This is a genomic window from Stenotrophomonas sp. CS3K5 (assembly GCF_059515225.1).
Genome location: NZ_JCAKRX010000002.1, coordinates 224,271 through 247,107, shown reverse-complemented (window position 1 = coordinate 247,107; position 22,837 = coordinate 224,271). Strand labels below are relative to the sequence as shown.

The 22,837-nt window shown below is 67.8% G+C and carries 22 protein-coding genes; 8 read left to right on the top strand and 14 right to left on the bottom strand.

Annotated features, from left to right (window positions below; genetic code table 11):
- Window positions 1-78 precede the first annotated feature (78 nt).
- Window positions 79-924, top strand: a complete 846-nt coding sequence (gene fdhD, locus AC5YGJ_RS03695; RefSeq protein ID WP_309340946.1) for a formate dehydrogenase accessory sulfurtransferase FdhD — start codon at window positions 79-81, stop codon at window positions 922-924.
- A gap of 76 nt (window positions 925-1,000) precedes the next feature.
- Here fdhD and AC5YGJ_RS03690 read toward each other — a convergent pair whose 3' ends face one another.
- Window positions 1,001-1,537: a carboxymuconolactone decarboxylase family protein gene (locus tag AC5YGJ_RS03690; protein ID WP_496185761.1), complete on the bottom strand. Its 537-nt coding sequence runs from the start codon at window positions 1,535-1,537 to the stop codon at window positions 1,001-1,003.
- Between the two features lie 106 nt (window positions 1,538-1,643).
- Between AC5YGJ_RS03690 and AC5YGJ_RS03685 the strand changes: the two genes are divergently transcribed.
- Window positions 1,644-2,534, top strand: coding sequence for an AraC family transcriptional regulator (locus AC5YGJ_RS03685; protein ID WP_496185760.1), 891 nt, complete (start codon window positions 1,644-1,646; stop codon window positions 2,532-2,534).
- 157 nt (window positions 2,535-2,691) lie between these two features.
- On the opposite strand, the gene AC5YGJ_RS03680 is transcribed toward AC5YGJ_RS03685, so the two are convergent.
- The 8 genes from AC5YGJ_RS03680 to AC5YGJ_RS03645 form a co-directional block, all read right to left on the bottom strand.
- Entirely contained in the window at window positions 2,692-3,249 is a 558-nt protein-coding gene (locus AC5YGJ_RS03680) for a TetR/AcrR family transcriptional regulator (protein ID WP_496185759.1), read from the bottom strand.
- A gap of 4 nt (window positions 3,250-3,253) precedes the next feature.
- Window positions 3,254-4,786 (bottom strand): MFS transporter, encoded by a 1,533-nt coding sequence (locus AC5YGJ_RS03675; RefSeq protein ID WP_496185758.1) that lies wholly within the window; start codon window positions 4,784-4,786, stop codon window positions 3,254-3,256.
- Window positions 4,787-4,910: 124 nt separating this feature from the next.
- Window positions 4,911-5,639, bottom strand: coding sequence for a hypothetical protein (locus tag AC5YGJ_RS03670; protein ID WP_496185757.1), 729 nt, complete (start codon window positions 5,637-5,639; stop codon window positions 4,911-4,913).
- Complete coding sequence (locus tag AC5YGJ_RS03665; RefSeq protein ID WP_496185756.1) at window positions 5,639-6,259, bottom strand: DUF3299 domain-containing protein; 621 nt, start codon at window positions 6,257-6,259, stop codon at window positions 5,639-5,641. Before AC5YGJ_RS03665 ends, AC5YGJ_RS03670 begins: the two co-directional genes overlap by 1 nt.
- Entirely contained in the window at window positions 6,249-6,800 is a 552-nt protein-coding gene (locus AC5YGJ_RS03660) for a DUF3299 domain-containing protein (RefSeq protein WP_249843889.1), read from the bottom strand. The genes AC5YGJ_RS03665 and AC5YGJ_RS03660 overlap by 11 nt, the downstream gene beginning before the upstream one ends.
- Before the next feature lie 2 nt (window positions 6,801-6,802).
- Window positions 6,803-8,056, bottom strand: coding sequence for an ABC transporter permease (locus AC5YGJ_RS03655; protein ID WP_496185755.1), 1,254 nt, complete (start codon window positions 8,054-8,056; stop codon window positions 6,803-6,805).
- Window positions 8,049-8,744 carry an ATP-binding cassette domain-containing protein gene (locus tag AC5YGJ_RS03650; RefSeq protein WP_496185754.1) on the bottom strand — a complete coding sequence of 232 codons (696 nt, stop codon included), beginning with the start codon at window positions 8,742-8,744 and terminating at the stop codon, window positions 8,049-8,051. Before AC5YGJ_RS03650 ends, AC5YGJ_RS03655 begins: the two co-directional genes overlap by 8 nt.
- Window positions 8,741-9,265, bottom strand: a complete 525-nt coding sequence (locus AC5YGJ_RS03645; RefSeq protein ID WP_496185753.1) for a ZrgA family zinc uptake protein — start codon at window positions 9,263-9,265, stop codon at window positions 8,741-8,743. Before AC5YGJ_RS03645 ends, AC5YGJ_RS03650 begins: the two co-directional genes overlap by 4 nt.
- A 32-nt stretch (window positions 9,266-9,297) precedes the next feature.
- On the opposite strand from AC5YGJ_RS03645, the gene AC5YGJ_RS03640 reads away from it, so the two are divergent.
- Both AC5YGJ_RS03640 and AC5YGJ_RS03635 read left to right on the top strand, forming a co-directional pair.
- Window positions 9,298-9,771 carry a MerC domain-containing protein gene (locus AC5YGJ_RS03640; RefSeq protein WP_496185752.1) on the top strand — a complete coding sequence of 158 codons (474 nt, stop codon included), beginning with the start codon at window positions 9,298-9,300 and terminating at the stop codon, window positions 9,769-9,771.
- 155 nt (window positions 9,772-9,926) lie between these two features.
- Window positions 9,927-11,033, top strand: a complete 1,107-nt coding sequence (locus AC5YGJ_RS03635) for an ATP-binding protein (RefSeq protein ID WP_496185751.1) — start codon at window positions 9,927-9,929, stop codon at window positions 11,031-11,033.
- Window positions 11,034-11,096: 63 nt separating this feature from the next.
- Here AC5YGJ_RS03635 and AC5YGJ_RS03630 read toward each other — a convergent pair whose 3' ends face one another.
- The 3 genes from AC5YGJ_RS03630 to AC5YGJ_RS03620 are packed head-to-tail and all read right to left on the bottom strand — an operon-like array spanning window position 11,097 to window position 16,590.
- Complete coding sequence (locus AC5YGJ_RS03630; protein ID WP_496185750.1) at window positions 11,097-14,171, bottom strand: efflux RND transporter permease subunit; 3,075 nt, start codon at window positions 14,169-14,171, stop codon at window positions 11,097-11,099.
- On the bottom strand, window positions 14,168-15,346 hold the full coding sequence (locus tag AC5YGJ_RS03625) for an efflux RND transporter periplasmic adaptor subunit (protein WP_496185749.1): 1,179 nt from the start codon (window positions 15,344-15,346) through the stop codon (window positions 14,168-14,170). The genes AC5YGJ_RS03630 and AC5YGJ_RS03625 overlap by 4 nt, the downstream gene beginning before the upstream one ends.
- Window positions 15,343-16,590 carry a TolC family protein gene (locus AC5YGJ_RS03620; protein ID WP_496185748.1) on the bottom strand — a complete coding sequence of 416 codons (1,248 nt, stop codon included), beginning with the start codon at window positions 16,588-16,590 and terminating at the stop codon, window positions 15,343-15,345. The genes AC5YGJ_RS03625 and AC5YGJ_RS03620 overlap by 4 nt, the downstream gene beginning before the upstream one ends.
- 62 nt (window positions 16,591-16,652) lie before the next feature.
- Between AC5YGJ_RS03620 and AC5YGJ_RS03615 the strand changes: the two genes are divergently transcribed.
- Together AC5YGJ_RS03615 and AC5YGJ_RS03610 are read left to right on the top strand one after the other, a co-directional pair.
- Complete coding sequence (locus AC5YGJ_RS03615; protein ID WP_249843872.1) at window positions 16,653-17,327, top strand: response regulator; 675 nt, start codon at window positions 16,653-16,655, stop codon at window positions 17,325-17,327.
- Window positions 17,320-18,693 carry a sensor histidine kinase gene (locus AC5YGJ_RS03610; RefSeq protein WP_496185747.1) on the top strand — a complete coding sequence of 458 codons (1,374 nt, stop codon included), beginning with the start codon at window positions 17,320-17,322 and terminating at the stop codon, window positions 18,691-18,693. The genes AC5YGJ_RS03615 and AC5YGJ_RS03610 overlap by 8 nt, the downstream gene beginning before the upstream one ends.
- Before the next feature lie 222 nt (window positions 18,694-18,915).
- Here the strand turns inward: AC5YGJ_RS03610 and AC5YGJ_RS03605 are convergent, their stop codons facing one another.
- A complete protein-coding gene (locus tag AC5YGJ_RS03605) occupies window positions 18,916-21,267 on the bottom strand; it encodes a GH92 family glycosyl hydrolase (RefSeq protein WP_496185746.1) in 2,352 nt (783 codons plus the stop codon).
- A 462-nt stretch (window positions 21,268-21,729) separates the two neighbouring features.
- On the opposite strand from AC5YGJ_RS03605, the gene AC5YGJ_RS03600 reads away from it, so the two are divergent.
- Window positions 21,730-21,972, top strand: coding sequence for a hypothetical protein (locus AC5YGJ_RS03600; RefSeq protein ID WP_496185745.1), 243 nt, complete (start codon window positions 21,730-21,732; stop codon window positions 21,970-21,972).
- A 56-nt stretch (window positions 21,973-22,028) separates the two neighbouring features.
- Here the strand turns inward: AC5YGJ_RS03600 and AC5YGJ_RS03595 are convergent, their stop codons facing one another.
- Entirely contained in the window at window positions 22,029-22,445 is a 417-nt protein-coding gene (locus AC5YGJ_RS03595; RefSeq protein WP_496185744.1) for a host attachment family protein, read from the bottom strand.
- A gap of 177 nt (window positions 22,446-22,622) precedes the next feature.
- Here AC5YGJ_RS03595 and AC5YGJ_RS03590 point away from each other — a divergent pair, with 177 nt between their 5' ends.
- Window positions 22,623-22,835 carry a hypothetical protein gene (locus AC5YGJ_RS03590; protein ID WP_496185743.1) on the top strand — a complete coding sequence of 71 codons (213 nt, stop codon included), beginning with the start codon at window positions 22,623-22,625 and terminating at the stop codon, window positions 22,833-22,835.
- The last annotated feature ends 2 nt before the right edge of the window (window positions 22,836-22,837 follow it).

Genomic DNA, 22,837 nt, shown 5'->3' with positions numbered 1-22,837 from the left:
CAGCGGTCGGGTACTGCGCTATCCTCGATTTCGCAGGCACTTCGTTGCCTGCGCACCTTCCCTGCCCGGATGCGCTGCATGCCCGACCCGACGCCGCCACACACCCCGCCTGCGGGCACGGCCCAGCGCCCGCTGCATCGCTGGCGTGGCGGACTCCCGCAGCCGCAGCTGGACGTGGTGGCCGAGGAGGTACCGGTTGCGATGCGTTACAACGGTGCCGCGTTCTCGGTGATGATGGCCACGCCGTGTGACCTGGAGGACTTCGCGCTGGGCTTCTCGCTCAGCGAGGGCTTGATCACGGCGCCCGCGCAGCTGCTGGCGGTCGAGGTGAGGCCGCAGCTGGAAGGTATCGAACTGCAGATGACCGTGGCCGCGGATGCGCCCGGCGCCGCGCTGGATCCGGATGAAGAACGCCTGCTGCCCGGTCGTGGCGGCTGCGGTCTGTGCGGTACGCGCCAGCTTGAGGATGTGCTGCGGCCCCTGCCGCCGATCCGCGAACGCCGCACCTACGCACCGGCTGCGCTGCAGCGTGCCCTGGCCGAACTGGCACAGCACCAGCCGATGAATGCGGCGAGCGGCGCCATTCACGCCGCGGCCTGGGCCGACGCCAGCGGGCGGATCGGCTGGGTGCGCGAAGATGTTGGCCGCCACAACGCGCTGGACAAGCTGATCGGCGCCTTGCACCACAACGAGCACGCCATCGACGGCGGCCTGCTGGTGATTTCCAGCCGCGCCAGCTACGAGATGGTCAGCAAGGCAGTGCGTGCCGGCGCCAGCGTGCTGGCCGCCGTGTCGGCGCCGACCGCACTGGCGATCGACCTGGCCCGCAGCGCCGGGCTGTGCCTGATTGGGTTTGCGCGTGAGAGCGGGTTCAATGTGTACACCCATCCAGAGCGGCTGCAGGCCGACGAACCATCTCGGTAGAGTCGACCGTTGGTCGGCCAACTGAGCGAAAGGCAGTCGACCAGCGGTCGACTCTACCGGAACGCGGAACGGTGGGTCAGCGCAATGCCACCTTCGGGAAATCCACCGGCACATCGAAGGCTACGTTGACGTAGTTGGTGAACAGGTTGAGCGCCACGTGCGCCAGGATCTCCACGATCTGCTCATCATCAAAGCCCGCCGCGCGCAGCCCCTGCACGTCGCCGTCTGCGATCTGTGCACGCTGCTGGACCACCTTCAGCGCGAACACCAGCGCTGCCGCAGTGGCCGGATCGCTGGACTGGCCGATCTGTGCGGCCGCCATCTGCTCGCTGCTGGCCCCGGCCTTGCGGCCCAGCGCGGTGTGCGCGGCCAGGCAGTACTCACAGGCGTTGCGGTTGGCGATGGCCACGGCAATCTGCTCACCCAGCAGCGGCGACAGTCGCCCGCCTGCCAAGGCGCCGAACGAAGCCCACATGCTCTGCAGGGCGGCCGGCGAGTTGGCCACGGCGCGGAACATCGCCGGGGTGGCGCCAAAGGCGGCGTGGACCTGGCCCAGCAGGGCCTGGCGATCGGCGGTGGTGTGGGTGGCATCGATCAGGGGGATACGGGACATGGGGAATCTCCTTGGAAACGCGCCCGGGATTGGACGACCCGGCCATCCTAGGTAGACTCCATGGACGATACGTGCCCTATAAGCCACATCCATTGTCCATTCGTCCATGACCTTCTCCGCCGACCCCGTTGGCCGCCCGGCGCCTGATCGCCTCTCCTCCCTGCTGGAGCGCTTCCGCGTGCAGGCCGCGCTGTACCACAGCGGGCCACTGTGCGGGCGTCATGACTTCGCGCCGCAGCCCGGGCGCGCCTTCCTGCACATCCTCCGCCAGGGACAGATGGAAGTCCGGCACCCCGATGGGGATGCGGTCCTGCCACGGCTGAAGATCGACACCCCCAGCCTGCTGCTGTACCCGCAGCCGCTGCACCATGTGTTCCACAACGCACCGCTGGATGGCCCGGACTTCACCTGCGCCACGCTGGATTTCGATGGTGGCGCGCGCAACCCGATCGTGCAGTCGCTGCCGCCGGTGATGGTGGTACCGCTGGCCGCCGTCGGCGAGCTGGACGACACCCTGCGCCTGTTGTTTGCCGAGGCCGACCGCCAGCGCTGCGGGTCGCGGTTGCTGACCAATCGCCTGTTCGAAGTGGCATTGATCCAGATCCTGCGCTGGGTGGTCGATCATCCGGATGCGGCCGGGGTCAGCCATGGGTTGATGCGCGGGCTGTCCGATGCGCGGCTGGCACGCACGCTGGTGGCGATGCACCAGGCGCCCCAGGACGAATGGACGCTGCCACGCATGACTGCAACCGCCGGGATGTCTCGCAGCGCCTTCGCTGCGGTGTTCAAGGAGGTGATGCAGGCCACACCGGCCAGTTATCTGCTGGACTGGCGGCTGAGCCTGGCGTGCGCGCAGTTGCGGGCCGGCGTGGCGGTCAAGCAGGTGGCGATCGAGGTGGGGTTTGCCGATACCGCGTCACTGTCCAAAGCCTTCCGCAAGCGGCTGGGCGCATCGCCGCGTGCGTGGTTGGCCGCAAGCGCAGCACAGGCTGGGTAGATGGATGACAGGTAGAGTCGACCGCTGGTCGACTATCGCGCGAAGCGCGGGGTTTTCGTGGCCTGACCGGAAGGCAGTCGAGCATGGCTCGACTCTAAGTGGCAGCCGACCAGCGGTCGCCTCTGCCACAAGCGATGTCCGCGCGTTGGCCCATGGCCTAACTGGCCTCCCCGTGGTTCTTCGCCAGCAACCCGGCGATGCGCTCGGCCACCTGCGCGCGCACCGCTTCATCCAGCTGGCCTTCGTACATTGCTTCGTAGATCCACAGGCCATCGGCCGCCAGCCGCGCCACGAAATTGTCGAGCGCGGTGGAATCAACACGACCTGCCTCCGGCGCGGAGGGTGCCCAGCGCCGTACCGCCGGCCCCCATGGGCGCTCATCGGCCTGCGGGTCGGCCGATTCGAGCATGAACATCAACTCGGCGCGGGTGGCGCTCTGCGCCGACACCCGCACGAAGGTCTGGTAACGCTCCAGTGCGGTCGCCTCATCCGCACGCTTGCCCAGCAGCGCCTCCATCGACGCCTCCCAGGCCTGCACCAGATGCTCGTCAATGCCGCGCAGCAACGCTTCGCGCGACGGGAAGTGGTACAGCAGGCCACCGCGGGTCAGCTGGGCTTCGGCCGCTACCGACTCGAAGGTCACCGCACGCACCCCGTCACGATTGATCACGTTGACGGCGGCGTCGAGGATACGGTCGCGCTTGCTGGTTCTCATCGCGTCATTTTACGCGATCGGCCGCACCCTCGCGGCCACCGACCCGGCCACGCAGCAGGCGCGCGATGATCGTCGCGCCTGCGGCCAGTACCACGGTGATCGCCAGCAGCACGATCTGGTAACCGCGGTCATAGGCCGCCGCGGCCAGCGCGAACCACTCGCCCTGCCCGCCCGCACGCGCGGCATGCAGCGCCTGGGTGAAGCCTTCGCGGGCCAGCGCCGGCATATCGGCCGAGACCGGCAGGAACGCGCTGTACATCGCCGCGCTGAGGCTGCCGAGCATCGCCACTGCCAACAACCCACCGAATTCGTAGGACACCTCTTCCACCGACGAGGCCATGCCCGCACGGTGGGGCGGCACGTTGTTGAGGATGGCCGTGGACGCCACCGAGATCGCCGCGCCCATGCCCAGGCCGGTGATCGCCATGCCCGCCACCACCCATTCCAGGCCATGCGGGAAGCCGAAGGCCACCACCGCCACACCCAGTGCGCCGGCCGCCAGGCCGCAGCAGATCAGCGGGCGCAGGCCAACCCGATGCAGGATGCTGCCGCCCAGCAGCGCGCTGGGCAGGCTGCCCAACGCTGCCACCGACACCAGCAGGCCAGCCTGCAGGGGCGTGAAACCTGCCACCAGCTGGAAGCGCTGGGTGGTGAGCAGCTGCAGCCCGGCCATCGCGAACAGGGTGAACACCGCCGACAGCGTGCCGGCCAGGAACGCCGGATTGCGGAAGATCGCAAAATCCAGCAACGGGTACGGCAGCTGCTGCTGGCGGCGTGCGAACGCCGCGCCGGAAACCATGGCCAGCAGCAGTGCACCGGCGCCCAACAAGTACGACGGCGGCGTGGCGATCAGCGATTTGATCGCCAGCACCAGCCCGGACAGCGCCGCCAGTGCCAGCAGCGAGGACAGCAGATCCCACCGGCGCGCGGTGTCGCGCTGTCCTTCCGGCGCCAGCAGCACGGTGGCCACGAAGGCGACCACCACCACCGGCACGTTGACCAGGAACACCGAGCCCCACCAGAAGTACTGCAGCAACCAGCCGCCGATGATCGGGCCCAGTGCTGCACCGACAATCGCCACCGAGCCCCAGATGGCGATGGCGATATTGCGCTCGCGTTCTTCGTGGAAGCTCAGACCGATCAGCGCCAGGGTGGCCGGCATCATCGCCGCCGCGCCCACCGCCAGAAATGCACGTGCCGCTATCAGCTGCGCCGCGCTGCCAGCGAAGGCCGCGCCCAGCGAGGCGATGCCGAACACCACCAGGCCGATCAGGAACATGCGGCGATGGCCGATGCGGTCGCCCAGCGTGCCTGCACCCAGCAACAGGCCGGCCATCACCAGCGGATAGGCGTTGATGATCCACAGCGCCTGCCCAGCACTGGCCGAAAGTTCTTCGGTCAGCGTGGGCAGCGCGGTGTACAGCACGGAGTTGTCGAGCGTCACCAGCAACAAGCCGGCGGCAACGCTGAACAACAGCGCCCAGCGACGGGCGCGCGACAGGGCCGGAGCACCGGCCAAGGGCTGGGACAAAGCCATGGGACAACCTGACAAGGAGGGATACCGCCATAACTATACAGGACGTCCTGTATAGTTATGAGGCATCAGTGCAGCGATTCAGGTTGGCTGGCGGGCAATGTTCATGTTCCAGCGCAACCCGGCGTCACCGACAGTCCTGCGGCAACGCAACGATCGCCGCCACCACCGCCGCCTGCATGCCCTGACCCACGGCCGGGTCCAGCTCACCGTCGATGCCGCCATGCTGGCGACGCAGCTCGTCCTCGCACAGACCCCGCACCCGCGCGCGTGCATTGGCGCGCAGGCTGCTGCACCGCCAATAGGTACCGCCCAGCGGCAGCACCGAGTACACCACGCTGTTGCAGGCGTTGTCGGCCCGCTGTTGCAGCGGCAACCCTGCGAAGTCGCGCGGCTCACTGCTGCGCTGCGGGTCGAAGTAGCTGTCGGGGAAGGTACGCGCGTACTGCTCGACATCCACCGCCATGCTGCCACCGGCTGCCAGCGGCATCCGCAGCGGCTGGCCACACCGCACCTGGTCTGCGCGATGCTGGATGTACTGGTAGATCGGCCGATCCAGGGTGGGATCCTGCGACGTCACCGCGCTGACCGCCGCCAGCACCGGCAATGACGCACGGTTGGCCATGCGCGCCAGCAGACCTGCCTGCGCCGGTTGGCAGCGGTCGCGCAGCGTGGCCGCCAACAGGAACAGCACGTCGTTGCGGAAGGCGATGTCTTCCACCAGCCGCTGTTGGATGCGCCGCGCGGCGTCGGCGGCCGGCGCAGGAAATGGCACCGCCATGGGCCGTGGCCAGCACGCCACCAGCACCGCAGCCGCTGCCAGCAGGCCCGCAGCCAGGATCCAGCGCGCACGCATCAGGTGCCGATCGCCGTCAGCGTCGCCGCTGCCGCATCGTAGGAGGCACTGGCGATGTCCGCATCGAAGCGCTTGATCTGCAGGCGCCCGGCCAGCCGGTACGGATCCCACAGGTTACCCAGCGCAATCGGTGTGGCCAGGGTTACATGGATGATCTGGTTCGGCGGCGGTGGTGGCACATGGATGCAGGCCCCATAGAACGGCACGAACAGAAGCTCGTCCACCAACCCGGCATCATTGGTACCCAGCGGCACCACAAAGCCGTCCAGATCCACCGTGCGACCGTCGAGAGCATCGACCACGCGCGAAGAACCGAACTGCCTGGCCCGCTCCGGGCTGGAATGGTCGATCGCCTGACCGGGCGGCGTACCGGAACCGGTGTCGTCGATCAGGCCGCCCACGCCGTCCATGCCGTTGCGCGACAGGCCGATCTGCGGCGGCGGTCGCTGGTAGGTCACCTCATCGGGGCGCAATGCATCCCAGCGCTCGATGGCGGCATCGTGTGCGTCTGCGCTGGCCGCAGGTGCAGCCCGTGCTGCTGTCACGTCATCATCAACGCGCGGCCCGCAGCCGGCCAACGCCAGGCAGCCTGCGAGTACCAACAGATGTCTACGGTTCATACGCCCTCAGCTGCGCATCGCGCATCGTGTAGGCCGAACCGGCCAGTTCGTCATCCAGCCGCTCGGCCTGCAGGGTGCCGGCCAGGAAGAACGGCGAATACATGTCCGGCATCGCGATCGGTCGCGACAGCAGCACATGCACGATCTGGTTCGGCGGTGGCGGCGGCACGTGGATGCAGGCGCCGTAGTACGGCACGAACAGGAATTCGGTCAGGCGCCCGTCCTGCGCAGTGGCCAGTGGCACCACGTAGCCCGGCAACCGCACCGGCCGCTGCAGCACCGCGCCCACGGTGCGGAAGGTGCCGAACTGCGGCATGCGCCGGTTGCCGTTGTGTTCGACCTGCGGGCCCTCGCCGCGCTCCAGCGCCGCCAGCTCGTCACCGGGCATCATCTGCAGCCAATCCAGTTCCTGCTCCTGCATCGCCGCCGCAGGTTCGTGATCGACCACCGGCGACGGTGGCAACGCCTGCACACCGGTATCGACCGGTCGCTGGCAGGCCGCCAGCACCAGCATCATCGGCAGCAGCCGCAGTACGCGCATGCTCAGGCTCCCGGCGACAGGCCATCGGCCAGGGTACGGCGGTAGGCCAGCCACGCAGGCAACAACCCGGCCAGCGCGCTGATCGCCAGTACGCCTGCCACCCAGGCCAGCTCGCGCAGCTCCGGCCAGACATGGGTGATCGACAGGCCGAAGGTGGCCAGGGCCCAGCCGCGCCCAGCAACGCTGGCGGCCACCAGAAGCGCCAACGCCAGCACACAGGCCACCGCGCTGGTGGCCACCGCTTCCACCACCAGCAGGCCGGCGATATAACCCGGCCGCGCGCCGATGGCACGCAGCACCGCCATCTCACGACGTCGCTCCTGCAGCGTGGAAACCAGCAGTGCCACCAGCGAGACCATGCCCAGCAGCACCACCATCGCGCTGATCAGCTGCAACGCCCGCTCGGCCGTGCCCAGCGACTGCCACAACTGCTGCAGGGTCACACCGGGCAATATCGCCAGCATGGCTTCGTCGGGATACTCGTTGATCCTGCGCTGCACCGAGAAGGTCGCCACGCGCGAGTTCAGCCCGAGCATGAAGGCGGTGATGCTGGTCGGGGTCAGATCCAGCTGTCGGGCCTGGTCGGCGCTGACATGCTGGCCGGGCAGCTGCACCCCGGAACGCCAATCGATATGGATCGCCTCGATGGCTGGCAGCGATACCAGCAGCGATGAATCGACCGGCGTGCCCGTGCGCTGCAGGATGCCCGCCACCCGGAACGGCTTGTCGGCATGCCTGGCCAGGGTCACCGTACCGGTGCCGTGGGCCAGTACCACCTCATCACCGATGCCGATCTTCTGCGCGCGCGCTACCTCTGCGCCGATCACCGCATCGTACAGATCGTCGAACGCATGCCCGCGCGTGAATGCCAGTGCGTGGCCCGCGCCGTAGCGGTAGTGCTCGAAGAAGCCGTCGCTGGTGCCGACCACCCGGAAGCCGCGCCAGGAATCGCCCAGCGACAGCGGCACCGCCCACTTCACCTGCGGCAGCGATGTCAGTGCCTGGTAGGACTGCCAGGACACATTGTTGGTCGGGTCGCCGATGTGGAACACCGAGTACAGCAGCAGATTCACCGGCCCCGAACGCGCGCCGACGATCAGATCGGTACCCGAGACGGTGCTGGCGAACCCTTCGTGTGCCTGCGTGCGCACGCGTTCGACGCCCAGCAACAGCACCACGCTGAGGGTGATCACCAGTACCGAAAGGCCCACGCTCAACGCACGACTGCGCAGGCTGGCCCAGGCAAGCTCAAGCATGGGCCGCCCCTGCCTGATTGATCGCCGACAGCGCGACCGTACGGTCGAACAGCGGTTCCAGGCTGTCGTCATGGCTGACCACCAGCACGGTGGTGCCGGCGGCCTGGCATTGCGAGGACATCAGCCGCAGGAACGCGGCGGCCGCCTCACGGTCGAGCGCCGAGGTCGGTTCGTCGGCCAGCAGCAGCGCCGGACGACCGATCAGCGCACGTGCGGCGGCCACCCGCTGCTGCTGGCCGACACTGAGCGTGCCGGCCGGGCGCCGCATCAGCGCCGGGTCCAGTTGCAGGGCGCGCAGCAGGCGCACGATCTCGTGATCCAGCGGTCCACTGATGCGCGCACTGCGCAGCGGAGAGAAACGCAATCCCAGCGCGATGTTGTCGCGCACGCTGAGGAAGGGCAGCAGATTGAACTGCTGGAAGATCACCCCCAGGTGGTCGGCACGGAAACGGTCGCGTGCCGGCCCGCGCATGCCCGGCAGCGCGTGACCGGCCACTTCCAGCCTTCCCCGGCTCGGCAGCAGCACCCCGGCCAGCAGACCCAGCAGGGTGCTCTTGCCGCCCCCGCTGATACCGCGCAGCAGCACGCTGCTGCCCTGTTCAATCCACAGCCGCGGAATATCCAGTACCAGACGCAGCCCGTAGCCGAACTGCACCTCCTCCAGCGCGATCACCGGCCGTACGCTCACGGCGCCAGCACCACGCGCAGATTGCCCGCGTTGAGCACGCTGCGACCCTGGCCACGGTCGGTGGCGGTATGGACGATGACCTCGTGCAGGCCCGGGAACAGTGTCGGCAAGCGCACGACCAGAGCGCGCAACGCCAGCGGGTTCGCACAGCGATACCGCAGGCTGGCGCTGAAGCCGGCATGGCGGTGCTGCCCGGCCGCGGCGGTTGCTTCAAAGCCCTCGGCCTTCGCGCTGCTGCGGGACAGGCGGCAGTGCGCTGCGGTGGGCAGGGTCACCCAGCTGCCACTGCTGAGCACAGCGGTGGCGCGTGCCAGCGCCGCGCGCTCGGCAGCGGTGGCCGGTGCGCGCTCGAAATCGACGATGCCGATACCAGGCGCCTGCAGCTCCAGCGCGAGGGTGGCCTGGTCCAGCGCCAGATCGACGGTGGCCTGGCCGTGGACGTGCGCACCCAGATGGCGAAGTTCGTGGGCCTGCGCGGTGCTGGCAACCAGCAGCAGAAAAAGAGCAGCAGGGCATTTCATGGGGGAGGCTCCAAGTGTTACTATGTAACATTATGGACCACAACCCCACGACGCCCGCAAGAGCCCTGCCCCAGCCGCCAGCATCGGCACGCTGGCATCCCCGCTTCGATCTGGCTGGCGCCGGGCTGTCCCTGGCCTGTGCCGCGCACTGCGTCGCGCTGCCCCTGCTGCTGGCCTTCGTGCCGGCAGCGATGATGGCGCTTCGTTCGTTCCAGCATCCCGGCCACGCGCTGATGACCACCCTGCTGCTGATGTCGCGTTGGGAATGGCTGTTCGCGCTGCTGGCCTCGGTGATCGCCCTTGTCAGCACCCTCGCCGGTTCGCACCGCCACGGCCAACGCTGGCCCCGGCGGCTGGCGGTGGCCGGCACCACGCTGCTGCTGTCCGCATCGCTTTACCCGCCGTTGAAGGAATCGCTGCTCTGGCATGGCCTGGCGACCGCCTGTGGCGGCGTGCTGCTGGCGGCGGCGCACCTGGCGAACCGAAGCGCATTGCGCAGCCGGTAGTGCCGGCCGCTGGCCGGCAGGAATCCGGCATCCCCGCATGGCGTGGCTCTGCCGCAGCCAACGGCCAACGCCGGCCAGCGGCCGGCTCTACCCATCTCTATTCGTCGAACGGGCGCTGCCCCAGCGTCTGCGTCACGTGGTCGACGAAACAGGTGATGCGCCGGTGGGTCGCACTCGTGCTTGCGGCCACAGCCCTGGCCAGTCTGTCCTGGAATGGGCACGCCGCCGCCGGCGATGGGTTGGGCGGCGTTCTGCGGCAGACGGCAGGCATCGTCCACCTGCTGGCGGCCGGCGCCTGGGTCGGCGCGATCGCCGCCATCCTGCAATTGGCGCTGCGCCAGCAGGGCCTGCGCCTGCGCGAACGCACCCATGCGCTGTGGCAGGCCGCGCATGGGTTTGCGCTGCCCGGCACGATCATTGTTGCCACCCTGGCGATGACAGGCACCTACACCTATGTCGATCTCGGTGGCTCCGCACAGACCCTGACCGGCACCGCGCATGGGCGCTGGCTGCTGTTGAAGCTGGCCCTGGTGACCGGCATGCTGGCACGCCTGCAGCAGGACTTCGCGCGGCTGACCGGGTTCTCCGGTGATCTGGCCCACGAACTGCGCACGCCCATCACCAATATGCTCACCCAGGTGCAGGTGGTGCTGGCGCACCCCCGCAGCAACGAGGCCTATCGCGAAACCCTGGCGTCCTGCGCCGAAGAGCTGCAGCAGCTGGCCCAGACCGTGGGTGACCTTCTGTACCTGGCGCAGGCCGAAGCACCCGGTGCCCTGCCCTCACGCGAGCCGGTGCCGCTGGATGCCGTGGCGGACGCGCTGCTGGAGTTCTACGAGCCGCTGGCCGAGGATCGGCAGTTGACGCTGCGCCGGGAAGGCATGGCGAGGGTCAACGGCAACCGGCTGATGCCGCACCGGGCGATTGCCAACCTGCTTTCCAACGCACTGAAGCACGCCGCTGCCGGCAGTGAGGTGCGGATGCGGCTGGCCGAAGCCGAAGGCCTGTGCAGGATCAGCGTTCATAACATCGGCATGCCGATAGCCATCGAGGCGCTGCTGCGCCTGTTCGACCGCTTCTACCGCGGCGAGCGTGGCCGGCATGAAGGCGCCGGGCTTGGCCTGGCGATCACCCGTGCCATCGCGCAGGCGCACGGCGGCAGCGTGAGTGTTGTCTCCGACGAGGCGGGTACCGTGTTCGAGATGGTGCTGCCGGTCGCGCAGCGGCAGGCTCCCTCCACGCATGGCGTGGATCTACTGTAGAGCCGAGCCACGCTCGGCTGCTTTTCGTGCGGAGGCCAGAAGCAGCCGAGTGGGGGCTCGGCTCTACAGTCTGGCCTCCCGTCGCCGGTGCACCCAGTAATACAGCGTCGGCAGCACCAGCAACGTCAGCAGCATCGCCGACAGCAGACCACCAATCACCACCACCGCCAGCGGCTTCTGGGTCTCGGCACCGATCGCATGCGAGGTAGCCATCGGCACCAGTCCGAACATTGCCAGCAGCGCGGTCATCAGCACCGTGCGCAGGCGCTGCAGCGAGCCCTGCACCACCGACTGCAGCAGGTCAATGCCCTGCTCGCGCAGCTGCGCAAACCGACTGAGCATCACCACCCCGTTCAAGACCGCCTGCCCAAACAAGGCAATGAACCCAATCGCCGCCGACACCGACAGCGGAATACCGGTCAACCACAAGGCCAGGATGCCGCCGATCATCGCCAGCGGTACGTTGGCCAGAATCAGGGCCGCACTGCTGATGTCCTTGAAGGCGTCAAACAGCAGCACGAAGATCAGCAGTACCGACAACGGAATCACCCAGCCCAGCCGCTTCATCGCACGCTGCTGATTCTCGAACTCACCGGACCACTCCAGCCCATAGCCCTCGGTCAGCGGCACGTTCGCATCCACGCGCTTGCGCATGTCGGCCACCACGCTACCCATGTCGCGCCCGGCGATGAAGATGCTGACCGCCTTCACCCGCTGTGCGTTCTCACGCGAGATATTGATCGCGCCGCTGGCCATGCGGAAGTCAGCCACGTCGGACAGCGTCACCGTATGCCCATCGCCGATACCCACCGGCACCGTGCGCAGCCGTTGCAGGTCGCGGTCGGCGTCGTCCAGGCGCAGGGTGATCGGGAACCTGCGGTCGCCCTCCCACAGCTCGCCCACCTGGCGTCCGCCCAGCGCGGTCTCGATCACCTCGTCGACGTCGCGTACGTTCAGGCCGTAGCGCGCGGCACGGTCACGGTCGATCTCGATCTGCAGCTGTGGCAGCGAACCGTCGCGGTCGATGAAGGCACTCTCCACGCCATCCACGCCGCGCACCTGGGCCAGGATGGCCTGTGCCTGCCGGTTCAGCACGTCCAGGTCCGAGCCTCTGACCTTGATCACCACCTGGCCCTTGATCTGCGAAATGCTCTCCAGGATGTTGTCGCGCACCGGCTGCGAGATCGAGAACTCCGGCCCCGGAATGCGTTGCTCGAGTGTACGCTGCAGGTCGCTCACCAGCTGCCGCTTGTCCACGCCCTTCGGCCATTCCTTCTCCGGCTTCAACGCCACCAGCGCCTCGATCTGGTTGGCGCCCTTGGCATCGGAGCCGTCTTCCGGGCGGCCGAGCTTGGCCACCACCGTGGACACCTGCGGGAAGGTGCCGACCAGCTCACGGATACGCCGCGACTGCTGCTGTGCCTCGGCCAGGCTGGTGCTGGGATCGAGTGTGGCGGTCAGCCAGATCGAACCCTCGTCCAGTTCCGGCAGGAACTCGGAGCCCAGTCGCGTACCCAGCGCCAGCGTCGCGACCAGCAGCGCCACCGCCGTCAGCACCACCGCACGCGGTCGCGCCAGGGCGCGCTCCAGCACCGGCTTGTACCAACCGCTGAGGCGGTCCATCAGCGGGTTGCCGTCACGCATGCGGTCGCGCCGCAGCCACCAGAAGCAGAACAGCGGCACCACGGTCAGCGCCAGGATCAACGCACCGATCAGCGCCGAGGTCACCGAGTAGGCCATCGGTGCGAACATGCGGCCTTCCTGGCGCTGCAGGGTGAAGATCGGGATGTGCGCGGCGATGATGATCAGCATCGAGAAGAACGTCGGCCGGCCCACTTCCGATGCCGCCGAGAGGATGGTCGAGAAGCGCGTCTTCCGGTCGGCGTCGGGGGGCAGTCTCGATAGTCGCGAAACGATGTGCTCGGTCACGATCACCGCGCCATCGATGATGATGCCGAAGTCCATCGCGCCCAGTGACAGCAGATTGGCCGGCACGCCCCACAGGTGCAGGCCGAGGAACGTCGACAGCAGCGCCAACGGCATCATCGCCGCCACGATCAACGCCGCGCGGGCGTTGTACAGGAACAGCCACAGCACCAGGAACACCAGCACCGCGCCCTCCAGAAGATTGCGGAACACCGTCTTCAGCGTGGTCGAGACCAGCCATGAGCGGTCATAGAACGGCTCGATGCTGACCCCGGCCGGCAGCTGGTTCGCTTCGATCTCGGCGATGCGCTTATGCAGGGCGTCGAGCACATCGGACGGATTCTCGCCCTTGCGCATCAGCACCATGCCGAACACCGCATCATCGTTGTCATCCTGGCCAACCAGGCCCTGTCGGGACAGGCCGGTATCGGCGATGCCAGCCAGATCGCGCACCAGCACCGGCGTGCCCCCACGCTGCGCCACCACCACGTTGCCGATGTCGGCCGGCGAACGCATCAGGCCGACGCCGCGGATCAGGAACTGCTGCTGGCCGCGCTCGACGTAGCCACCGCCCGCATTCGAACTGCCCTTCTCCAGCGCTTCGGCGAACTCGCCGAGGCTGATACCGCGGTCACGCAACTTGTCCAGGTCCGGCTTGACCTGGAACGTGCGCGCGAAGCCACCGAAGCTGATCACATCGGCCACGCCCGGCACCGTGCGCAGGCTGCGCTCCATCACCCATTCCTGCGTGGTGCGCAGCTGGGTGGACGTCATGTGCGGGCCCTTCAGCACGTAGCGGTAGATCTCGCCTACCGCCGAACTCATCGCCTCCAGTTCCGGGGTCACCCCTTCCGGCAGTTCCACGCCCTGCAGGCGCTCGAGCACCTGCTGGCGCGCGAAATAGTCATCGGCCTTGTCATCGAAGGTCAGGATGATCATCGACAGGCCGAACTGCGTATGCGAGAACACCCGCACCGAATGCGGAATGCCGGACAACGCCACCTCCAGTGGCATCGTCACCTCGCGCTCCACTTCCTCGGCGGCACGACCGGGATGCAGCGACACCACGGTCACCTGGGTATCGGAAACGTCCGGGAAGGCTTCCACCGGCAGCACGCGGAACGCGGCGATGCCCGCGCCGATGAACAACAGCAACGCCAGCATCACCATCAACGGCTGGCGCAGGCAATAGGCAATCAGGCGATCGATCATGGCGCGGCATGCCCCGTGCCACTACCGGTGCCCGCAGCAGCCCGCGCGCTGTCCACCAGCTGCTGCAGCAGCAGCCCGCCCTCGACCACCACCCGGCTGCCTGCAGCCAGGCCCTCGCGTACCCACAGGCGACCATCACCGAGTTCCTCGGCATGCACAGCATGGCGCACGAAGCGACCCTTGCCCTCTTCCACGAACACCACCTGCTTGCCATCGATCAGCAGCACCGCCGCATCCGGCAGGCTGACGCCCCCCTCGGCCGGCAACGCCACCTGTGCGCGCACGTACTGCCCGGCCTTGAATCCGCGCGTGCGGTTGTCCAGCTCGGCGCGTGCCTGCACCACGCGGCGCTCGCTGTCGACGAAGTCGTCCACGTGCTGCAACGTGGCGTGCAACGGCGTGCCGTCGGCGCCGGGCACGCTCACCTGCATGCCGGCCTTCAGGCGCCCGGCCAGGCTTTCGGGAACGTCCAGCAGCAGCCACAGGCGGTCCGGGTCACCGATCACCGCCAACGGCTGCTCGCTGTCCGGGCTGACCGTCATGCCCGGGCTCATCCGCCGCTCCACCAGCACGCCATTGATGGGCGCGCGCAACGGCAGGCGCTGATCCACGTGCTGGCCATTGCCATAGGCCTTGGCGAAGGCGGTTGCGCGCGCATGATCGGCCTGGCTGCCGGCGAAGTTCGCCTCGGCCTCATCCAGCTCGCGCCCGGATGCTACGCCTGCGGCGTGCAGCTCGCGGGTGCGTTCCAGTTCCTTGCGCGCCTGCTGCAGTTCGGCGCGGCCACGTGCGCCCTCGGCCTGGGCCTGGCCGAACTCCGGCGAGGTAATCCAGGCGATGACCTGGCCGGCCTTCACCTGCTGTCCCGGCTGCGCCTCGATGCGCGCCACCTGCCCGGGCAGCGGCGTGCGCAGTGCACTGGAGCGCGATTCATCCCAGACCACCCGGCCCGGCAGCTGCAGGCTGGCGCTGGCACCGGCAGTCACCGCCTCGCTGCGCAGCACATCCAGCAGGCGGCTGTCGGCAGGGAACTGGATCTGCCCGGCACTGACCTGCGGCGCATCCTCGCTGTACGACGCCGGCTCACGACCGCAGCCGCTGAGCAGGGTCAGCGCCAGCAACGTCGGGAGCACGGCATGTCGCGCCCGCAGGCAATGGGCGACGGTGGACTTCATCGGGATTCTCCTTCAGCAACGGATGTGGCCGCTTCCCAGCGCGCCAGGGCAATGGCATGGTCGGCGCGCGCTTCGATCAGCGCGGCCTCGAAGTCGCGCCAGCTACGGCGCGCATCCAGCAGATCGGTCAGGCTGGCAGCACCGCGGCGGTAGGCCAGCTCGATGCCCTGCACCGCCTTGAGTGCGGCGTCGGCGTGCAAGCCTTCATAGTCGGTGCGGCGCTGCGCGGCGGCCTGCGCGCTGGCCAGCAGCTGGTCCAGCTCCGCACGCGCTTCACGCTGCAGTACCTGTAGCTCCAGCGCGGCAGTCTCCCGATCGGCTTCGGCGCGCTGGATCGCGCCGCGTGCACGCGACGGGCCGCCCAGCGGAATGGTCAACGACACACCCCAGGTGACACCACTGATATCGGACGGCTCACGTTCGGCCTCCACACCCAGCTGGATATCGCGATGGCGCTCGCTGCGTGCCAGCGCCACACCGGCATCGGCGGCGGCCAGGCGCGAACGCGCGGCCCGCAGGTCGGCACGCTGCTGCGGATCGAATGCTCGTGCATCGGCCACACCGGCGGCGTCCGGCCACGGGTCATCGGCACACAGCTCGCCGCTGTCGTCGCGGCCGAGCAACAGGCCCAGCGTGTGCCGCGCATCGCGCAGGTCCAGCGCCGCCTCGCGTGCGGCGTCGGCCACGGCCAGATCGTCCACCGCCAGCCGCGCGCGGTCCACCGGCGCCATCGCACCGGTGGCCACCTGCTTGTCCGCCGCCGCCATCTGCTGGGCCGAGCTCTGCCGGTTGGCCTCGGCAATCTGCGCCCGCTCCTGCGCGCCCTTCAGCCCGAAATAGGCTTCGTGCAATGCCACCTGCTGGCGGCGACGGGTATCGAGCATCTCCAGCCCGGCCACCTGCAGCAACGCATCGGCCTGGCGGATGCGCAGCGCTCGCTTGCCGCCACGCTCCCAGGTCCAGCCCAGGCCCAGCGTGCTGTCCACACGCTTGTCCTGCCAGCGACCGGGGCCGATGCCATGCTTCGGGCTGATCTTGCTGCTGCCCATCGAAAGCTCGGCTACCGGCCGCAGCGCGGCGCTCTGCGCATCGCCCTGGACCCCGCGCAGCTCCAGTGCCGCCGCACGCAGGTCCGGGTTGTGGGCGTCCATCGCACGCTGCGCGTCGGCCAGCGACAACGCTGACGCCGTGGGTGCGCACACAAGGGCGGCCAGCACGGCCGCAACATGAAGGGAGAAATTCATGCACGTCACGTTAAGGTGACGCACTTGCGCCAAACTTGCCCCAACCTTGCACGAAGCTTGCAATGCGAATCCTGCTGATCGAAGACGACGCCGCCCTGGCCGATGGGCTGATCCGCGCCCTGCAGGGTGCCGGCCATCTGTGCGACCACCTGTCGCGTGGGCTGCATGCACCGGCGGCACTGGCCAGTGCGCCGTATGACGTGATGGTGCTGGACCTCTCGCTGCCCGACGTGGACGGGCTCGATCTGCTGTCGCGGCTGCGCAACGATGGCGTCACCCTGCCGGTGTTGATCCTTACCGCACGCGACGGCGTAGAAGACCGCATCCTCGGGCTGGACCGCGGTGGCGACGATTACCTTGCAAAGCCCTTCGCGCTCGGCGAACTGGAAGCGCGGCTGCGTGCGCTGTCACGCCGGCGCAGCGATGCACCGGCACAGAAACGGCTGGGCCGCTTGTGCTTCGACAGCATCCGCAACGAGGTGCAGGTGGAGGGCCAGCGTGTCGAGCTGACCGCGCGCGAGCTGGCGCTGGTCGAGGCGCTGATGCAGCACCCCGGTCGCACTGTGACCAAGCAGCGCCTGTTCGACGCGTTGTACAGCTGGGACCACGAGGCCAACCTGTCGGTGATCGAGGTGCATGTCAGCCGCCTGCGTCGCAAGCTGGAACAGGCCCGCGCTGGCGTAGGCATCCGCATGCTGCGCGGCCTCGGCTATCGCCTGGAGGCCGGTGGTGACTGAGCGCGTGCACAGCCTGCGCGGCCTGCTGCTGCGCCGCCTGTGGCTGCCGCTGCTGGTACTGATGCTGTGCAGCGCGGTCGGTTCGTTCGCGCTGGCCCGCTTCTATGCCGGCCAGGTCTACGACCGCTGGCTGCTGGACTCGGCGATGTCGTTGTCCGAGCTGGTGAGGGTGCAGGACGACCGCGTCTCCATCGAGATCACGCCGGCGGTCTCGCGCATGTTCACCTGGGACACCGCCGACGAAGTGCATGGCGAGGTGGTCGATGCCGCCGGCGGGCGACTGTATGGGGATCTGCCCGAGGCATTGCCGCGCCCAGCGCTCGCCGCCGACGGCAATGACGCGGTCTACTACGACGCTCGTCTGCGCGGCCAAGCCGTACGCATGGTGGAGGTGGTGGTCAGCGCCGGGCCCGGCCATGAGATCCGCCTGCGCGTGGCCGAGACACTGCGCAAGCGCCATCGGCTGGAGCGCAAACTGCTGATGACCAGCGTTCCGTTCCAGGCCGCGATCCTGGCGCTCGCTGCATGGCTGGCCTGGTCCGGCACCGGCGCTGCCGCACGCCATGCCAACCAGGTCGCGCGCCGGCTGGCGAGCCCCCGCCCGGACCCGTTGGCGCCACTGGACCCTGCACAGGAAGCACCGCGCGAACTGTGGCCAGCGGTGGAAGCCTACAACGCCCTGCTGCAACGCCTGGACGCGATGCAGGACGCACAGCGGCGTTTCGTCAGCAATGCCGCCCACCAGCTGCGCACACCGTTGGCGGCCATGCAGGTGGAACTGGAGAGTTCGCTGCGCCAGCACGACCCGCACGCGCAGCAACTGGCGTTGTCCGGCACCCTGGCCGGGCTGGCGCGGCTGCAACACCTGGTCAATCAGTTGCTGATGCTGAGCCGCTCCGAGGATTCGCAGGGCAGCGTGCTGTCATTGCAGCCCGTTGACCTGGCCGCGCTTGCCCGGGGTGTGGTTGAACGCTATGCCGACCGGGCACTGGCCGCGGGTGTGGACCTGGGTTACGACGGCCCGGATGAAGGCGTTCAGATTCAGGGAGACCCGCAACTATTGCGCGAGGCGCTGGGCAACCTGGTGGACAATGCACTGCGCTATGGCGCCGTGCGCGGCGTGATCACGCTGGGGGTGCGCAGGGATGCCGACGGTGTGCAGGTGTGGGTGGACGATGATGGCCCCGGCATCACCGAAACCGAGCGTGGACGTGTCACCGAACGCTTCTATCGTTCCAGCAGCGAAGGCGACGGGTGCGGACTGGGGCTGGCGATCGTGGCCGAGATCGCGCAGCGGCATGGCGCGATGCTGGCGATCGATACCGCCCCCATCGGCGGCGCACGGGTCAGCCTGCGGTTCGCCTGACATCTACAGAACACCCCCCTGTAGAGCCGAGCCCACGCTCTGCTGCCGTTGGCGGCGTACCTGGATAGGCGCCAGCCTTGGTTGGCGCCGTTGATCTCCCGCGTGCCAACCAAGGTTGGCACCTACCAAAGCGGGGTTCCTCGGTAGGCATGCTCCAGTAGCGGCCAATCCTGGTTGGCCCCCACCACAAGCGGGGATCCCCGCATGCCAGCCATCGCCACATCACCGGCTCATCGAATATGGCGCCTGCGCACCCTGCCCCGGCCAGTCCTTGTTCGCTTCAGCCTGCATGCTGAAGCGCAGTTCGCCGCCGGCCAGAATCTCGTCGTGGCGCAGGAAGGTGCGCTGCAGCGGCTTGCCGTTGAGGTTCACACTGCCTACATAGGTGTGCTTGTCATCCAGACCATCGGCCACGATGGTGAAGGTCTTGCCGTTGGGCAGGCGCATCGCGGTCTTCGGCAGGAACGGCCGGCCCAGGATGTACTCCCCCGAACCCGGCGCCACCGGGTAGAAACCCAGCGCGGTGAACACATACCACGCCGACATCTGGCCCACGTCGTCATTGCCGGCCAGGCCATCGGGCCGGTCGGCGTACTGGGTGTCCATGATCTGCTTCAGGCGCGCCTGCGTGCGCCACGGCTGGCCGGCGTACGAGTACAGATACGCCACATGGTGGCTGGGTTCGTTGCCGTGCGCATACCAGCCGATCAGGCCGGTGATGTCTTCCATGTGCGCGAAGATCGACGGATCCACCTTGGCGTTGAACACGTCGTCCAGCCGCGCCAGCAGTTTGTCACTGCCACCGTGCACTGCGGCCAGGCCGGCCACGTCCTGCGGCACGTACCACGAGTACTGCCAAGCGTTGCCTTCGGTGTAGTCGGTGCCGTAGCCGCTGGCACTGGGGTCGAACGGGGTGCGGAAGCTGCCATCGCGCTTGCGCGCGCGCATGAAGCCGGTGTCCTTGTCGAAGGCGTTGCGCCAGTTGCCGGCGCGCTTGTCGAAGGTTGCCGCCACATCGGTCTTGCCCATCGCCTGGGCCATGCGCGCGATGGTCCAGTCGTCGAACGCGTATTCCAGCGTCTTGCTGGCCGCTTCGCCTTCTTCATCAATCGGCACGTAACCCAGCTCGCGGTACTGCGCGATGCCGTCATAAGGGCCGTAGTTGGCGGTCTCCACCATCGCCTTCAGCGCCTTGTCGGCATCGAAGCCACGAATGCCCTTCACGTAGGCATCGGCGATCACCGGCACGGCGTGGTAGCCGATCATGCACCAGTCCTCCAGCCCGTGGAACGACCACACCGGCAGCATGCCGTAGGGGCTGTGCTGGTGGTGGGCCAGCATCGAATTGATGAAATCGCTGTTGCGCTTTTCCGGCTGCACCAGGGTCAGCAGCGGGTGCAGCGCCCGGTAGGTGTCCCACAGCGAGAACGTGGAATAGTTGGTGTAGCCCTTGGCCTGATGCACGGCATTGTCCGGGCCGCGGTACTGGCCGTCGGCATCCATGAACAGCGTCGGCCCCAGCATCGTGTGGTACAGCGCGGTGTAGGCGCTGCGCCGCGCGTGTTCCGGCGCGTCGATATCGAGCACCGACAGCGCCTGGGTCCATTCCTGCTTGGCCTGCGCGCGCACGCGGTCGAAATCGAAGTCGGCCACTTCGGCATCGAGGTTGGCGATGGCACCAGCCTCGCTGACCGGCGAAATCGCCACCTTCACCACCAGCGGTGCATCCAGCTTGCCGAAGTTGAAGGTGCCGACCAGCTGCCGGCCCTCGATCTGCGCACGCTGTGCCGGGTCCTTCTCGCCCGGCGGCGGGAAGCCCTTGTAGACGATGTCCTGCTCGGTGTTGTGCAGCGCGTGGCCCGACAGTGGGCGCGAGAAGCGCATCGCGAAATACAGCTGTCGGCCCGGCGCCCAGCCACGGGTTTCACGGAAGCCGGTCACGGTGCCATCAGCACGCACGCGCACCCGCGACCACAGGATCTTGCCCGGGTAGTCGTACATGCTGGTGCGCATGTCCAGCAGCACCTTGGCCTCGGTGCCCTTGGGGAAGGCATAGCGGTGCACACCCACGCGCGCACTGGTGGTCAGTTCGGCGCGCACCTTGTAGTCGTCCAGGGTGACCGCGTAGTAGCCCGGCTCGGCCTTCTCGTCGTCGTGGCGGAAGCGCGAGGCATAGCCGCTGCGAGGTTTTTCTGGATCACCGCGCTCCAGGCCGGGCGTGCCGGTGAACGGCATCACCAGGATGTCGCCCAGATCGGAATGCCCGGTGCCGGAAAAATGCGTGTGCGAGAAGCCGACGATGCTGCTGTCGTCGTAGCGGTAGCCCGCAGCCCAGCCGTAGGCCTTCTCGCGCGGCTGGATGCGCGTGTCCGGGCTGAGCTGGACCATGCCGAACGGCACCGTCGCACCCGGATAGGTATGGCCTTCGCCGCCCGTGCCGATGAACGGGTCGACGGAGGCGTAGGCGCGTTCTGCGGCGGATTTCGGCGGTGCCGCCAGGGCCGCGCCGGAGGCGAGCATCGCGGTAGCGGCGACAGCGATCAGGAGACGACGGTCCAGCATGGGCATCGGCATTTGGATCGATTCAGGTGGTAGTCAGATCCTAGCACCGGGCCTGCCCTGTCGCATGCTGCAGTGCAGCCGTCGGAAACGGCACGATGCTTTGCACGTAATTGCATGGCCGGGCGGCGAATCGCCTCGTAGCCTTGCCGTTTCCATAGTCCTGATAGGTGCCTATGCGCCAATGGATGTCCATACACGCACCTTTGAAAGTCCATGCCTTCAGAACGGCAGAAACCGAAACGAACCATCAATTGGTGAACAGCGCCGTGACCTGCACAGGATGGCGACGCAGCGGATATCCCGCTGCCGGGATTGGAACCCCGTTTTGAGCTTTGGGATCTGCTTGCCGTGACTACGGCGGGCGGTGCGCGGCGGCCGCATGGCCCTCCGGCTTTTCCCAAAGCTCAGCCGAAGTTCCAACCTCGCATCGCCCGCCACCCTTGCGGTGGCCTTTGCTTCCCAAGGAGTTCCCGCATGACCCAACGTCCGCTCAGCCCGGCCATGGAGTCACTGTTCCAGCGCATCGAGCATGCGCTCAACAGTGCCGAAGGCATGGCCATCCTCATCGGCGAGCAGTACGGCCGCGAGCCGAAGCCGCCCGCACCCATGGGCTACAACGCCAAGCAGATCGCCAATGCGATGGTCATGCTGAGCCAGCATGGGCGTTGCCTGCTGCAGGAATTGCGCGCGGAAGCGCAGAAGGTGACGTATCACTGAGGCCGCAGAGGGGAGAGCCGGGCATGGACTCGGCTCTACAGCAGAGTGATCGCCCCCTATGCGGCCAACGCCTTCTGGATATCCGCCAACGGTGCGTTGGTCAGGTCCTTTGCGATATCGCCCAGCAGGCGCGCCTGGACCTCCTTGTGCAGCAGCGGCCGGATGCGGCCCAACGTGGTCGGGTCGGCCACCAGCACCAAGTGGGCGTAACGGTTGTTCAGGGCGTCGTCGTTGAGCTGCTCGGCCACCTGTTTGGCGAAGGTGGCTTCGTTGAGCTGCGACACGGACATATCCTTCGGCACGGCACCGGCCGGGCCCTGCCCCGATACGCCCTGCGCGCTGATGTCCTGCAGGCGCAGTTCGCCTTCCTGCTTCAAGGTGAGCTCGCGATCGCTGCCCACGTTGGTGAACACACGGGCCGAGCCGCCATCGGCGACGACAATCAGGGTTCCTTCGGGAATGGTACGGGCCATTGCAATCTCCAGCAGACAGTGGATGTGGGGTGAGCTCCAGCCTAGGCAGCACGATGTAAGCGCAACGCGCACGGCCTGTGATGCACGCCTCGCAATCTTCAACCGGGGCTAAATTCGCGCGTTGCGCGGCCGCTATGGCCTGCATCTTCGCGAGGTACGTCTGTGTACGCTGGCTCCGTGTTCCCCGTTTCCCTTGCCACCAGCGTGGCCATTGCCGGCTGTGCCGGTTGCATCCATCAGTTCCTGCGCGGCGAGCCGCTGCTGGCATTGGCCATTGTGTTTTCGATGCTGGCCGTGGTGGGCGCGGCGTTGGTCAGCCGGCGGCTGACGGTGCCGGCTTGGCTTGCGTTGGCCGGCACGGTGCTGGGCATGGTGGCCCGCGCGGGTTGATT